At 36.7% G+C, this 16758-nt stretch carries 7 protein-coding genes and 2 pseudogenes; 8 read left to right on the top strand and 1 reads right to left on the bottom strand.

What is annotated here, in order from left to right; all coding sequences use genetic code 11:
* The first annotated feature begins 529 nt into the window (after window positions 1-529).
* The 6 genes and pseudogenes from AB3G73_RS19230 to AB3G73_RS19205 all read left to right on the top strand — a co-directional run bounded on the left by AB3G73_RS19230 (window position 530) and on the right by AB3G73_RS19205 (window position 11089).
* Complete coding sequence (locus tag AB3G73_RS19230; protein WP_195648968.1) at window positions 530-1813, top strand: site-specific integrase; 1284 nt, start codon at window positions 530-532, stop codon at window positions 1811-1813.
* Between the two features lie 714 nt (window positions 1814-2527).
* A pseudogene (locus AB3G73_RS19225) lies at window positions 2528-3160 on the top strand (DUF1793 domain-containing protein); the annotation flags it as partial.
* 26 nt (window positions 3161-3186) lie between these two features.
* On the top strand, window positions 3187-4725 hold the full coding sequence (locus AB3G73_RS19220; protein ID WP_367745378.1) for an IPT/TIG domain-containing protein: 1539 nt from the start codon (window positions 3187-3189) through the stop codon (window positions 4723-4725).
* A gap of 32 nt (window positions 4726-4757) precedes the next feature.
* Window positions 4758-7877 carry a TonB-dependent receptor gene (locus tag AB3G73_RS19215; RefSeq protein WP_234133940.1) on the top strand — a complete coding sequence of 1040 codons (3120 nt, stop codon included), beginning with the start codon at window positions 4758-4760 and terminating at the stop codon, window positions 7875-7877.
* 16 nt (window positions 7878-7893) lie between these two features.
* Window positions 7894-10005: a RagB/SusD family nutrient uptake outer membrane protein gene (locus AB3G73_RS19210; protein WP_258979100.1), complete on the top strand. Its 2112-nt coding sequence runs from the start codon at window positions 7894-7896 to the stop codon at window positions 10003-10005.
* A 22-nt stretch (window positions 10006-10027) separates the two neighbouring features.
* Window positions 10028-11089 carry a DUF4973 domain-containing protein gene (locus tag AB3G73_RS19205; protein WP_195648888.1) on the top strand — a complete coding sequence of 354 codons (1062 nt, stop codon included), beginning with the start codon at window positions 10028-10030 and terminating at the stop codon, window positions 11087-11089.
* 92 nt (window positions 11090-11181) lie between these two features.
* Here AB3G73_RS19205 and AB3G73_RS19200 read toward each other — a convergent pair whose 3' ends face one another.
* Window positions 11182-12531: an ATP-binding protein gene (locus AB3G73_RS19200; RefSeq protein ID WP_195648967.1), complete on the bottom strand. Its 1350-nt coding sequence runs from the start codon at window positions 12529-12531 to the stop codon at window positions 11182-11184.
* A gap of 279 nt (window positions 12532-12810) precedes the next feature.
* Between AB3G73_RS19200 and AB3G73_RS19195 the strand changes: the two are divergent.
* Both AB3G73_RS19195 and AB3G73_RS19190 read left to right on the top strand, forming a co-directional pair.
* Window positions 12811-13422 (top strand): annotated as a pseudogene (locus AB3G73_RS19195) (DUF1793 domain-containing protein); the annotation flags it as partial.
* A 173-nt stretch (window positions 13423-13595) separates the two neighbouring features.
* Complete coding sequence (locus tag AB3G73_RS19190; RefSeq protein ID WP_148364130.1) at window positions 13596-16748, top strand: TonB-dependent receptor; 3153 nt, start codon at window positions 13596-13598, stop codon at window positions 16746-16748.
* The last annotated feature ends 10 nt before the right edge of the window (window positions 16749-16758 follow it).

The following is a 16758-nucleotide window of genomic DNA, read 5'->3' as shown; positions in this document are numbered from 1 at the left end:
TTTCTAATTAATCTACAATTTTAAGGTTACCCATCTACAATCTTGTTTACCAATAAAGAAAAACAAACCCTACGTTTTCTTTTATTCTTCTTTTTACCTTCTTACTATTACCTCGTAAATACAATCTTACCTTTCTATCGCTATACCTAAAGAATATATAAAATCAGTACTGTCGAACATTGATAAATGCTAAGGGGAAAAGTTAATATAGAATTGTGTGTTTCAGGCAGACCTGGGAGTCATACAAATCCAACTGTTTTTCTATAGCATTTTATTTGTAACGCTACAAAATAATGGAATTAATGCTAAATATTAGGAAAATCTGTGTTCAAGAAAGGACAAAATCTATTCTTTTTTCATGTTTTGAACGTTTTTAAAGTATAAAAAAGGTCTGTTACAGTATGATTTGAGTAGTTTTTTTCCTTTTTGAGCAATTTTTATCCACTTTTTTTTTAAGATAGCGCAATACATTTTGAGATTCTAGCTTTTAACGATGAGATATTGCTCATTTCAGATAGCTTTTGTAACTTTGCAATACGAATGCAATACAGATTTTACTATCGCCAAATATACTCCATATATTAAACCAAGGTACGTCACTCGAGAGGGGACTACTGTCCTTTATGTTCGATATAACTACAATCGAACTAAGCGTACGCTCATCTCTACTGGATACAGTATTAAACCAGAACACTGGGATTCTAAAAAGAGATGGATTAAGCGCGCTTGTCCAAACTATGATGAGATTGATGCCTGTCTGATTAGAATGACATCCAAGCTTGGAGAAATTCTTACATATGCAAAGATAAATGGAATAAGTCCAACCGTAGATTTTGTTTTACTTGAACTAAAAAAGAATAGAGAATATGAATTACGACCTAATCGGGTAGATATCTTTGATGCATTAGAAAGATATATTACAGAAAAAGCTCCAGTTGTTTCTGCAGATCAAATAAAAGACTACCGAACACTTCGCAAACATCTGGTCGCTTTCAAAGAACATTCATCGCAACCAATTACTTTCCATAACCTGAATCTTATATTTTACAATGAATTTATGGACTATTTATTTTATAAAGTTATAAAGCCCGATGGAAGTGTTGGTTTACTCACTAATTCTGCTGGAAAAATTGTACGTTTGTTAAAAGGGTTTGTTAATTATCAAATAGATAAAGGAGTTATTCCTCCAATTGACTTGAAGCATTTTAAGGTCGTAGAAGAAGAAACTGATGCTATTTATTTAAGTGAAAAGGAACTTTCAACAATACACGAGTTAGATTTGTCAGATGATAAGCAATTGGAAGAGATTAGAGATGTTTTTATTACTGGGTGTTTTACAGGACTACGATATAGTGATCTCTCAACATTAAGTCCTGAACATATTGATTTAGATAATGAGATTATAAATCTCAAACAGAGAAAAGTGCATAAAGCTGTCATAATCCCCATGATCGATTATGTGCCGGAAATACTCAAGAAGTACAACTATGATTTACCTAAAATTCCTAGATATATATTCAACGAAAGGGTTAAAGAATTAGGGCGAAGAGCAAAACTAAAACAGAAAATCGAAGTTGTTCGCAAAAAAGGAAAGGAACGGGAAAAGAGAGTCTATGAAAAATGGGAGATGATCTCTTCTCATACCTGTCGACGATCGTTTTGCACAAATATGTATTTATCCGGCTTTCCTGCTGGAGAGCTTATGCGCATATCCGGGCATAAGAGTCCATCTGCATTCATGAGATATATAAAGGTTGATAATCTACAGGCTGCAAAAAGACTAAAAGAACTTCGAGCTAAACTTGCCAAGTAAAGATTGAAATATTTTATCTTAGTTATTTCAAATTATGTTCTATTTTTCATGTATGCAGGAGAATTAAACTTTTATTGAGTTGCTAAATAGAAAAAAGAAAGTCACATTTACATCATATATATTCCTTTTATTGAATATATATAGCATAATTCTTTATAAACATGTACTTTTTCTTACTATCGAAAACGAGTTTTGATATAATGAAACAAGTCGTTGGTTTAAAAGAAACATCTCCTACCTTTAAAAGAAACCACTTATTGGTTTAAAATGAACTACGCTATGGCTTCCTGAATAGGTTTCTAACATCTACTTTGCTTGTTTTCTTAAGCTATTATACGATAGCATTTCTCTGCAAAATAGTATAAAAAGATAGATAATTTATTCTGGAAAGCCTCATTTACGTCGAATTCATTCAATAAGAGCCATTATTCAATCTATTTGATGTTTTACATCTCAAAATGTTTCCAGTTTTTATATCATAAAAGAAATTACATAGATAAATGGGAAGAGAAAGAGAAAAAATATTCATTTTTTCAGATTAGTCCATTTCTCATCTCAGACTACCACTATATTCATCCATTAGCTTTTTTATTTATTAAAAGTCTACTCATAAGTTAGAATTTTGTACTTCGTTTGATGACCATAACAACACAAAGACAACACAAAATGACGATAATCAATTGTAGCACAATTAGTTATTCACCATCGGCTTAGTTTGGACAGGACCCAGGCAATCAACTTTGTACAGATGATTTTGCAGGTCATTGGGCTCACAATGCCAATCTTTCAGTGAAAGCGATTATGGGTGTAGCCGGATACAGCGAGATAGCTCGTATGCTTGGAATGAATGATGTGGCTGATAAATATGCAACGATAGCTAAGAAAATGGCGGTGAAATGGGAAGAAATGGCAAATGAGGGTGATCATTACCGTTTGGCCTTTGACCGTAAGAATACCTGGAGCCAGAAATATAATATAGTGTGGGATAAGATGTGGAGTCTAAATTTATTCCCAAATAATGTAATAAAGAAGGAGATTGATTATTATTTAACAAAGCAGCATCCTTACGGACTGCCTTTGGATTCCCGTAGAGAATACACTAAATCCGACTGGATTATGTGGACAGCGGCTATGTCACCCAATCAATACACATTCGAAAAATTCGTATCCCCCCTTTATAAATATATCAATGAAACAAATTCTCGAGTACCTATTAGTGATTGGCATGATACAAACAGTGGTGACTGGATAGGATTTCGTGCACGTTCAGTGATTGGGGGATATTGGATGCAAGTATTGATGAATAAATCTTATGAAGTGTTTGAGTTAAAGAATTTCTATTATTAATTAAAATGAAAAATATGAAAAGTAGAATGAAAAAAGTATTGAATGAATGGCAGTGGATGATACTGGCATTACTTGCAATTTGTAATTACAGTTGCAAGAATGAGAACAATGTAAAAGTAGGTGTTTTTGATCCTTCAAGCCCTATGACAATTTCTGATTTTACTCCACATGAAGGTGGAGCATATCAAAAACTTTTAATCTATGGGGAAAATTTTGGAACTGACGCTTCTAAAGTAAAAGTGACTATTGGTGGAAAAAACGCAATTGTTATTAATGTGAAACACACTTATATTTATTGTTTTGTTCCTTCTGGAGCCTTTAATGGAGAAATAGAAGTAACCGTAGGTGAAGGAGAAAATAGTATAACAGCTGTTGCTGATAGAAAATTTGAATATCAGAAAAAGATGGTAGTAGGAACACTTTGTGGTTATCGCAATAATCGTGATGATCAAGGATGGAAAGATGGACCATTTGATGGTCCCGATGGTATCAGATGTTGCGGTTTTGCTAATAGCGGTCGTATGGCATTCGATCCGCTAAATAAAAATCATATATATATATGTTATGATGGTCATAAGGCCATACAATTGATTGACTTGGAGAAACGTGAACTTTCTTCACCTTTGAATATTAATACCGTGCCTACTAACCGCTTGCGTAGTATAACCTTCAACAAAAAAATAGATGGATATGCTGATGAGGCACAATATATGATCATATCAGTTGACTATGATGGTCGGGGAGATGAAAGTGCCAGTGTTTATATCATCAAACGTAATGCAGATGGAACATTCAATGATAATTCTGATATTCAATTGCTAGCTTCTTATAAACAATGTAATGGTGCCTCTATTCATCCTATTAACGGGGAACTCTATTTTAACAGTTATGAAAAGGGACAGGTATTTCGTTTGGACTTAGCTGAATATTTCAAAACAATCAGAAATAATCAGGATTGGGATCCAGTCGTAAAAAAACATCCGGATATCTTCAAACAACTATTTACTATTGCTGACCCTAGTTGGGAGTTTCAGATTTTTATTCATCCTACAGGCAAATACGCTTATTTTGGAGTCATTAATAACCATTACTTTATGCGCTCTGATTACGATGAGGAGAAAAAAACATTCATTACTCCATATAATTTTGTGGGAGGTTATAAACAAAGTGGTTATAAAGATGATGTAGGAACGGTGGCGCGCATGAATCAACCTAGCCAAGGTGTGTTTGTCAAAAATGACGAGTATATAGGTGAAAATGATGAGTATGATTTTTATTTTGTAGATAAGCTCAATTTCTGTGTCCGAAAAGTAACTCCGGAAGGTATCGTTTCTACATATGCAGGACGAGGAATATCTACAACTTTGGCTGATGGCAACCAATGGGGAACGGATGATGGTGATTTGCGCGAAACAGCACGTTTTCGCGATGTTACCGGGCTTGTTTATGATGATGAGAAAGAGATTTTCTACATTCATGATCAAATAGGACGTACCATTCGTACCATTTCAATGGAGAAAGCTGTAGCTATCGGTGACAAGACAGTGGATGACGAATATAAATAAAAGAAACTAACAAATAAACATACTATTGGAATATGAAAAAAATATTAGCTATTTTCTTATTGGTCGCAGTAGTTCCATTGACAATATTAGCACAGCAAAAAATTACTGTAGGAGGAATAGTCACCGACACACAAGGGGAGCCAATGATTGGCGTAAACATTACTGTAAAAGATGTAGCCGGTTTGGGTACTATTACAGATATTAACGGTCAATTCATCATTAAAGTAGAACCCTATCATCGTCTGCTATTCTCATATATTGGATACGATAATGTAGAAGTGCTTGTGAAGGAACAGCGTACTGTTAACGTAACAATGAAGGAGTCAGAAGCGAGCAAATTGGACGAAGTTGTCGTTACTGGTATGGGGACTCAAAAAAAGCTTACCGTAACGGGAGCTGTAACGAACGTAGATGTAGGTGAGCTGAAACGTTTTCCAACTTCTAATATCTCTAATGCATTAGCAGGTAATGTACCGGGTATTATTGCCCAACAAACTTCCGGACAACCGGGGAAAAATACATCAGAATTCTGGATACGAGGTATTTCGACTTTCGGAGCTAGCTCGAGTGCTTATATTTTGGTAGATGGATTTGAACGCAGTAGCTTGGATGAAATCAATATTGAAGACATCGAGTCGTTTACAGTATTGAAAGATGCTTCCGCCACTGCCATTTATGGCTCTAAAGGAGCTAACGGTGTGGTACTGATTACAACCAAGCGCGGTAAAGCCGGAAAGATAAATATTGATGCTAAAGTGGAAACCTCTTACAATACTCGTACTATTACACCAAAGTTTGTAGACGGCCTTACATATGCAGGATTGATGAACGAAGCGTTGGTGACCCGTAATAAGGGAGTGGCCTATCAACCTGAAGAACTGGAACTATTTCGTACTCAAATGGATCCGGATTTTTATCCGAATGTAGATTGGTTAGACTTGATTTTGAAAAATGGTGCATGGAGTTATCGTGCCAATCTGAATATGCACGGCGGTGGTAATACTGCCCGTTACTATGTGTCTGCAAGTTATACAGAAGACCAAGGTATGTATAAAACTGATGAAACATTACGGAAAGATTACAATACAAATGCCAACTATAAGCGCTGGAACTATCGTATGAATGTGGATATTGATATAACAAAGAGTACTATTCTGAAGTTAGGTGTAGCTGGCTCGCTTGCTAAGCGCAATAGTCCGGGATTAGGGGACGATACTTTGTGGGGAATGCTTTTCGGATATAACTCTATTGCTTCACCTGTGTATTACTCCAATGGATATACACCTATTTCTCATAGGGATAATGTGAATAAGCTCAATCCATGGGTAGCCTCCACACAGACTGGATATAATGAAAATTGGGATAACAATCTACAAACTAACGTAACCTTGGAACAGAAATTGGATTTTATCACTAAAGGTTTGAAGTTTATCGGACGCTTTGGATACGATACAGATAACAGTAACTGGATAAACCGCCATCGTCAACCGGATTTATATAAAGCAAATGGACGTGATCAGACAACTGGTGAAATTATCTTTGATAAAATGTTTTCTGCATATGATATGCAACAATCAAGTGGCAGCTCTGGTAAACGTCGAGAATTCCTTGACTTGTTATTAAGTTGGGACCGTAGTGTAGACAATCACCATGGAGGAGTTACTTTCCGTTATACACAGGATAGTGAGAAACGCACCGTAGATATTGGTTCGGATATCAAAAATGGTGTGTCAAAACGTAACCAAGGATTGGCGGGACGTTTCACTTATAACTGGAATTACCGCTATTTTGCCGATTTCAATTTCGGTTACACCGGCTCGGAGAACTTTGCTCCAGGACATCAATTCGGTTTCTTTCCTGCTTTTTCTCTAGCTTGGAATGTAGCCGAAGAACCATTCGTTAAACAACACCTAAAATGGATGAATATGTTTAAAATACGCTACTCACATGGCAAAGTAGGAAATGATAACCTTGGAAACGAAAACCGTTTTCCATATTTATATACCATAGCAACAACTGGATATAATGACAAAGGGGATCCTAATTATGTATATAATTGGGGATTTGGTGATTATAAAAAGCAATTCATTGGTGCTCATTATACACAAATGGCTTCAACCGGCGTAACTTGGGAAATTGCAACAAAAGATGACTTGGGAATAGACTTTTCTCTCTTTAATGACAAACTTACTGCAACGGTAGATTACTTCTATGAAAAACGTACAGGAATTTTTATGCCTCGTGAATTTCTACCAGAAATTGCCGGTTTAGAAAGCAAACCGAAAGCAAATGTAGGTGCGGTAAAATCTCGTGGATTCGACGGTAACTTTACCTACCATCAGAAGCTTGGTAAAGTGGATATGACTGTTCGTGGCAACATCACATACAGTAAAAATGAGGTGCTGGAAAAAGATGAAGAAAATCAAGTTTATTCTTATTTATATGAAAGAGGCTACCGTGTAAACCAGTGTAAAGGATTGATCTCTGAAGGATTGTTTGCCAATTATGATGATATCCGTAACAGTCCTAAACAAAGTTGGGGGACAGTACAACCTGGTGATATAAAGTATAAAGATGTCAATGGCGATGGGATTGTTAACGATCAAGACAAAGTGGCTATTGGTGCTACAACCAAACCGAACTTAATATATGGCATAGGGGCTTCTTTTGCATGGGAAGGTTTTGATATCAATATTCATTTTCAAGGAGCTGGAAAATCTACTTTCCCCATTTATGGTAAGTGTGTCTATGCGTTTAGTGAAAGTGATTGGGGGAATATCTTCAAGGATATGATAAATGACCGTTGGGTGGATGCAGAAACTGCTGTCAAGCTAGGTATTCCTGCTAATGAAAATCCGAATGCATCTTATCCTCGTCTGAGTTATGGAGGAAACAGTAACAACCAGCAAACATCCACTTTCTGGATGCGTGATGGACGGTATATTCGTTTAAAGAACTTGGATATCGGTTATACATTGCCAAAGAATTTCGTAAACAAACTGCATTTTAATAATATTCGTGTTTACATCACAGGATCAAACCTGATTACATGGTCAAAATTTAAGACTTGGGATCCAGAATCAGCCAATCCACGTGGCGAAGACTATCCATTAACAAAATCGATTACTGTGGGAATAACTGTCAACCTATAAAATACAATTAGAAATTATGGTAAAGAAAATTTTTATATTACTATTAGCTATAGTGGGAATAGGATTTATGCTCTCCTGTTCAGATTACCTAAATTCGGAGAAATATTTCAAAGATCGTCTAACCTTGGAAAAAACATTCGAAAGCAAGGATCATGTGGAAGAGTGGTTAGCTTATACTTATTCATTTCTAAAAGGAGAAAACGAAGAGGTTACGACTAAAAACCCAGGAACTAATCCTTTTTGTTTCGCTGACGATATGTATTTTGGTGATCGTGATAAAACAATTGATGCTACCAAAAATGAATTGTCGTATAATATGTTCAAATTGGGAGAATATGATGAAAACTCATATAATATTGGTGCTTGGGGAGCATGTTACAAAGGAATTTATCAAGCATCCGTCATGATTCATAATGTAGACAAATGTAAAGAAATGGAAGACTGGGAGATTCAAGACTACAAGGGACAAGCTCGTTTTGCACGTGCCTACTATTATTGGTTGTTGTTACGGCGTTATGGTCCTGTGCCTGTTATGCCGGATGAAGGGGTAGACTACACTGAAAATTACGAACAAATTGCTACGCCACGCAACTCATATGAAGAAGTGGCTCAATATATTAGTAACGAAATGGTACTGGCTGCCAAAGAATTGCAATACGACCGACGTACAGATAATTATGCTGTTACTCGTCCCACTAGGGGGGCTGCACTAGCGACACGTGCCTATGCACTGATTTTTGCTGCTAGTCCATTTGCTAATGGTAATAACGATGAATACGCGCAGGCATTAGTAGACGATCAAGGTAATCGTCTACTCTCTCAGGAATATACTGAAGAGAAATGGGCGAAGGCCGCTGCTGCATGTCGGGATGTTCTTGATTTAAATGTTTACGACTTGGTTCATGTGAACAAATCCACTTCGGATAATGGGCCTTCCGAACGTCCGACTGTTAAAATACCGGATGATGGGGAATTTTCCACTAAAGAGTGGCCCAACGGTTGGGCTAATATTGATCCGCTTAGATCTTATCGTAACATATTCGACGGGACGTTATTGCCTGCTAATAATCAAGAACTCATCTTTACACGTGGTGCGACAGATATTAATATGATGGTGCTTCACCAAATGCCAAAAGATGATGGTGGGTGGAACTCACATGGTATGACGCAGAAAATGCTTGATGCTTATTATATGAACGATGGAACCGACTGCCCGGGTATGAATAGTATGTATATGGGAGTTACCGGTTATGAAGACCGTGTAGATAGCCGTGAACGCAGGACTGGATTTACCGGATTACAAGATCTTAAAAATGGTAAGTACACAGAACTCGGATGGAAATATGATCCTAATAAGGGTGACAATGAGCAGGCTTCAACAGGCATGAATGTTTCTTTACAGTATGTAGAGCGGGAGCCAAGATTCTATGCCTCTGTGGCATACAACGGCTGTACATGGCATTACTTGAGCCAGACTGAAAGCAAACCCGCTGATTGTAATCAACAGGTCTGGTACTATTTTAGAAGTTCTGACGGTTATCGAAATGATGGTTTCTATTTGCGTACAGGTATAGGAATCAAGAAGTTTGTTCACCCAAATGATTATCCGGGTAATTATGTCGCAAAAGCAGAAACTGCTATCCGTTATGCAGATATTTTATTGCTTTATGCAGAAGCACTGAATGAGTTAACTGGAATTTATGATATTTCTTCTTGGAATGGAGCGATAACCTATACTATCAGTCGTGACAAGTCACAAATGGAACGGGGTATTCATCCGGTTCGTATTCGTGCCGGCCTACCAGACTATAGTGACGATGTATATGCTAATGCTGATAAGATGCGTAAAGCGTTGAAACGTGAACGTATGATCGAATTAATGGGAGAAGGGAAACGCTATTTCGATCTTCGCCGCTGGAAAGACGCACCTACGGAAGAGGCTGTGCAAATATATGGATGTAATGTTTTTGTGGCTGAAGACAAAAGAGAAGAATTCCATTCTGCTATCCCTGTATACAATCTTCCATCTACATTCTCTGAGAAATTGTGGCTTTGGCCAATCAAACACAGTGAGTTGAAACGCAATTCTCGTTTGACACAGAACCCTGGATGGACCATGTATGATTAATTATAAAAGTAGAGACAGATATATGAAAAAGATATATACTTTAGCAGTTTTAGCTGCAATTATCGTGTTAGGAACTTCCTGTAACTCAGAATGGGAAAAGGAACAGTATCAACATTACATCTCTTTTAGCTCTCCTTTAGACAGCAAAGGAGTCACGAATATTTATGTGCCTTATAGTCGCCATGATATAGAAGGTAATTATGCAGAAGGTGGCGAAGGAAGGTCCAGTTATCGCTTGCCAGTACTTGTCAGTGGTTCTACTGATAATACTCAAGATATTACCATACATATATCACATGACTCGGATACGTTGAACACTTTGAATAAGGCTCGTTTTGCAACTCGTACAGATTTATTCTATAAAGATATGGGAAATGAAAGGTTAACGTTTGTTTCCTATCCGGAAAACATGCTGATAGGGGCAGGACAAAATATTGGTTTGTTAGACCTCAAGTTTGATTTTCGGGGAATTGACATGTCTGAAAAATGGGTACTTCCATTACAAATAGTAGACAATCCGTCTTACGGTTATCAAGCACATCCACGTAAAAATTACGCTAAAGCAATATTGAGAATTTTTCCGTTCAATGACTATTCAGGTGATTACTCCGGAACAGGACTAACTAACAAAGTTGTGATGGGCGAAAATACAGATGGCACAATAAATGAAACAGCTGAATCTATTACGAAAGCTTCAGTAAGAGGATATGTAATAGACGAACAGTCGATGTTCATTTATGCCGGAATTGTAGATGAAGATTATACAGACCGCAAAAAATATAAGATTAAATTCAAATTTAAGGGCGACAAGAACGGGTCAGTCAGCATATCGTGCGATAATGCGGAAGAGATTGGATTCAAAGTGAATGAAAAAATTATGCCTTCATTCCGTATTTCATCATCCATGGATGAAGCAAAACCTTACTTGGAACATCGTTATGTAATTATCAATAACATAGATTACTTCTTCAATTATATTCCAGTAGAAGGCACTATCATTCGCTATCATGTAAAAGGTACATTGACTTTGTCACGCGATATCAATACCCAAGTACCAGATGAAGATCAGGCTATTGAATGGTAATTTGTAAGTATCCGCTTTATTCCCTTAAAGAGATTAGTGATTAATAGTTAGTAGGCTGCACTTCATATTGTGCAGCCTACTCGGTAAATGGCTTACATATCTTCCAGCCCTAAAACTCGTGTCTCAATATCATATTTTGCCATCTCTTTGTGTCTTAGATGCTCCACTTTTTCCATGAAGGCCGAATGGACATAATTGTTCTCCGGCATTCGTTTCACCTCAGCTACAAGTGCTTTCTTACCACTTGATTTGAGAGCAACAATATCAATTTCAAAAGAATTTAATCGTTCCTTGTTTGCAGAACTTTTAGTTTCCCACCAGGAGCCAATTTCTTTAAACCCTCCTTCCTCTGCTAATTTCTGTTTAAAATATTTCTCCAATACTCTACCTGAATAGGTCTGATAATCAGCTTTTGCTAGTTGACGAAGGTCTTCAAAGTTCTGTAGCTCAATATAGGAACGGTTCCGTTCAATGTATTTAAACCAGAAATTTAGAAAGTTATCACCAATAATATATCGTACATTCTTCTTTGTACCGGGTTTCGCAAAAATAGGCCGCTCACGAGTTATCAAATTATACACATTTTCTAATTTACTTAAATGGCCTCCAATAGATATACCACCTAATGCCGATTCTATTTCTCCTTGTGTATAATGTCCATTTGCTATTTCTAATAGGATAGAAAAGTAAATACCGTAATTTTTTCCAAATTCAGTAATCAACAAATTACGCCCTTCATCTATAAACAGGGAATTCTCTGAAAAAACGAAGTCATATATCCGGTCAACAGAAAGCGCTTGATTGTCACAGAATAACTCTACATATTTAGGGATTCCTCCGCTCAATGTATACAAAGCTAACAGGTCATCATTGGTATACCCGGGTGCAAAATCCTCCATAATTTGTTTTAGCACTTTGGTATTGAAGGGCCGAAGACATAAAATGTTGTCAGCACGTCCGAATAATGGTTCTCCATGATCTGTGAATATCTTTTGCATCAATGAATATACAGAGCCGCTAATTACAAGATTTATTTTAGTTTCTTGCCGATATTCATCCCAAAGATTTTGCATATCACTAAAAACATCGGGTCTGATATTATAAAACTCCTGAAATTCATCAATGACAATATTAAAAGAGCGTGTTTTTCCTATTTCGAAAAGATATTGTATCAAATTAGTAAAGTTGGATATGCCATCCGGAATAAAAATAGATAATGTCTCACGTACTATTTTTATAAAATCTGCTACTAATATACTCTCTGCCTTTCTTCCAATGAAAAAATAGACAGTAGGTGTTCCCTTCAGAGCCTGTTTTATAAGACTGGTTTTTCCAATACGCCTACGGCCTGTAACCACAATCATTCTGGAGTTTTGACCAAATGCAAGCTCTTGTACACGCTTTAATTCTGCAATTTCTTTCTCTCTATTATAAAACTTCATAATCAATAAGTTTTTCTCAACGGTCGTTGAATCAACCGCCGTTGCAAAAATATGAAATAAATTAAGAACAGGCAATTTTACAATACTTATTATTGATGTTTTCGCCATTTTTAGAGCTCATCCGAAAGAAAATGGAATAATAAAAAAATGAAAATAAGTGACTTTATTGAGAGAAAAATTACTTTGATTTTACTCAAAAAAGGTGTAAAGCACAATACAGAAACAATACATAAATCTATAATACCTAGATTATCAAATAGATATAATAAGATTTGTTAGTTTGGACAGGACCCGGAAAACCAACTTTGCACGGATGACTTTGCCGGGCATTGGGCGCACAATGCCAACCTTTCAGTGAAAGCGATTATGGGCGTAGCCGGATATAGCGAGATGGCTCGTATGCTCGGTTTGAATGATGTGGCAGATAAATATGCAGCGACAGCCAAGAAAATGGCGGTGAAGTGGGAAGGAATGGCAAATGAAGGCGACCATTACCGTTTGGCTTTTGACCGTAAGAACACTTGGAGCCAAAAATACAATATGGTTTGGGATAAGTTGTGGAATCTGAATCTGTTCCCTAATAATGTAATCGGAAAAGAAATCAGCTATTACTTGACAAAACAGAATCCTTATGGACTTCCTTTAGATTCCCGCAAAGAGTATACAAAATCCGACTGGATTATGTGGACAGCAGCTATGTCTCCGGATAAAGAGACTTTTCAGAAATTTTCTAATCCTCTCTATAAATATATCAACGAAACGGTATCTCGTGTGCCTATCAGTGACTGGCATCATACAGACAGCGGCAGATGGGTCGGCTTCAGAGCACGTTCAGTAATCGGAGGATACTGGATGAAGGTATTAATGGATAAAGTTCAGAATAATCAATAAAGTTATCATGACGTTTATTTCAAATTTATACAGAGGAGATCTTTAAAGAATATTACTATAAAATCAAAGGCTTACAAAATATAGGCTAAACGCTGTATAGTAGAACTTTATTCAGGACAGAAAAAAAGAAATAAGAATGTTTTTTATACACACAACTTTTTAACGTTATTACTATGAAACATCAAAACTTGGAATTTAAGTGGATGTGTCTACTTTTTCTAGCTCTACTACTTTCTCCTCCTTTACTTTGGGGACAGAATCATAGCATTAAAGGGCAAATTGTAGATGCAAAAAGCAATGAACCTTTAATAGGAGTAAACATTACTGTTGAAGGAACTTCGAATGGTACCATTTCTGATATAGATGGTCGGTTTACGCTATCTGTAGCTACTAATGCCGTACTTAAAATTTCTTATATCGGCTATCAAGAAAAGAAAATCAAAGTGAATGATCTGAAAAAAGAGACTATCATTTCTCTGGAGGAAGATAGCAAGCAACTAGAAGAAGTAGTGGTAGTGGGTTATGGCATTCAGAAAAAGGTATCAAGCGTAGGCGCTATTACCCAAACTAAAGGAGAAGAATTGTTGAAAGGAGGTAATATTACTTCTGTATCAGAGGCTTTACAAGGTAAACTAAATGGTTTGGTAGCTATCAATACTTCAGGCAAGCCTGGAGCAAGTGATACAAAAATGTACATTCGTGGTAAGGCTTCCTGGCAAAACTCTGATCCTTTAGTCTTGGTGGATGGTATAGAAAGAGACATGAATGATGTTGACATGAATGAAATCGAGTCTATATCTATTCTAAAAGACGCTTCTGCTACAGCCGTATATGGGGTTCGAGGTGCAAATGGTGTAATATTGTTAACAACCAAACGCGGACAAGATAAGAAACCAAACATCAATTTTTCTACAAGCTTTGGTATTAAACAGACTACTGCAAATATGGAATGGGCAGATTATGTTACATCCATGAAAATGTATAATGAAGCTGTAGCTAATGATAATAATTGGAATCAACAAATTAAACAATCCGTTATCAATGCTTGGTCAAATGCTTTTGATACAGGCAACTACGGTCCTTATAATGATGTCTTTCCACAAGTAGACTGGTGGGATGAATTGGTTAAACCAGGTTTTTCCCAGCAATATAATGTGAATATCAGCGGAGGAACCAATTTCATGCGTTACTTCGCCTCCATCGGTTATCAAAATGACGGTGATATTTATGATTTACAGAAACAGGAGAATTTTGATCCAAGGAACTACTATCGCCGTTATAACTGGCGTTCAAATTTAGACTTTAATCTAACTAAAACAACTTCCTTATCAGTAAATATTGCCGGAAAAATGGGATACCGCAATGACAACTTTGCTGATGATGTATACACTAGAATCATTGCGGCACCAACTAATTCCTTCCCGATAAAGTATAGTGATGGCTATTGGGGAGATGGATCTACTGCCGGCTATAATCCTGTTTGTAATATGAATACAAATGGGTCACAACTGTATAAAACCTTTCAGGGATGGTATGATGTTCGTTTGGAACAAAAACTGGACTTCCTAACTAAAGGGCTGAAAGCTGCCGCTAAAGTTTCATACACCTCTGCTTCCACTACTCGTTCTAGTATAAAGACTGGTGAAATTTGGGGTAACAATGATTTTGAATCCAGAAACAGTATTATTAAATACCATCGCGAATACGATTATTCTAATCCGATAGTCAATGCAGATGGTTCCCTCACTTATCCCATGATTTTGGAGAAACGATGGCCAAATGATGAGGATATTGAACTCCCTCCCAACGTTTCTTATGATAATTTGGATGGTTATAACCGTAAGTTATATTACGAATTCTCCGTAGAATATAATCGTTCATTCGGGAGTCATAATATAACAGCATTAGCTCTGATGAATCGTCAAGTGTCCGATTCAAAAGATGATAAAGTTATCAAATTCCCAAGTTATCGTGAAGAATGGGTAGGACGTGTTACTTATAATTGGAAAGAACGTTATTTGGCAGAGATGAATATCTCTTATACAGGTTCGGAAAAATTTGCCCGGGGACAACGTTTCGGTCTGTTCCCTTCCTATTCTTTGGGATGGCGTGCTTCAGAAGAACCTTTTATAAAAAAACATGTTGGAGATGTGCTGACTAACCTAAAATTCAGATATTCATACGGCAAAGTCGGCAGTGATGCAGCCGCTGCACGTTGGAATTACATCCAATTATTTAATTCACTAGGAAGTATTGAATTAGGAAATACACAAGGAGTTACACATAGCCCGCTCTATACTGAAGGAGATATTGCTAACTTGACTTCAACTTGGGAAAAAGCAACAAAACATAACTTCGGAATAGAAATTGGCTTATGGAATAAGTTAGACTTAACTTTGGATTTATTTAAAGAGAATCGTAAAGATATTCTAATGACCCCACAAACCACATCTTCTATTGTAGGAGCTACTTTTAACGCTATCAACCGAGGAGAAACGAAAAATCATGGTTTAGAATTAGAGTTACGCTGGAATGATAAAATCGGACGTAATTTTAATTACTGGGGAGCTTTAACTTTTGCAACCAGCGAAAACCGGATTGTCTATAAGGATGATCCAAGAAATGCGGATGAGCACTTGAAAGCCGCAGGTAAACCGATTGATTATCAAAACCGTTTTATTGCGATCGGTAATTATGGTTCGATAGACGATGTGTTCAATTACGCACAAACGGCCATAAATGGTACTACAGCATCGCAAGTAATTCCTGGAGATCTTATTTATATAGACTTCAATGGAGACGGGATAATCAACTCAAATGACAAGGTAGTTGTAGACGAATTGAATTACCCATTGACTACTATCGGATTTTCTTTCGGCTTCAATTGGAAAGGACTTAACTTCAGTGCAATGCTCTATTCGCCACGCAATATATACAAGTTACAGTTTGACCAATATCTGTGGGATTTTCCCGCTTCAAATATACGCGTTCAACCAAAGTCTATGGAACGATGGACTCCGGAAACAGCTAACTCATCGGGTGTTATGCGACCTACTACACACTTGAACAATACATACAATAAAGTGGAAAGTACTTATCGTTATTCCGACTATTCATATATACGATTAAAGAATATGGAGATAGGTTATACATTCCCTAAAAAATGGTTGAGTGAAGCACATATTTCCAATCTTCAAGTTTACATGAATGGAAATAACTTACTGACTTTCTGGAAAGGCGACAAACGAGTAGACCCAGAAACAGGAGGTGTAGGTAGCTATCCGATTGTCCGTACTTATACCTTAGGACTAAGAGTTTCATTTTAATCATATTCAA

This window comes from Bacteroides sp. L008 (assembly GCF_040812255.1).
Classification (GTDB): domain Bacteria; phylum Bacteroidota; class Bacteroidia; order Bacteroidales; family Bacteroidaceae; genus Bacteroides; species Bacteroides vicugnae.
This window is presented reverse-complemented; position numbering and strand designations above follow the sequence as displayed.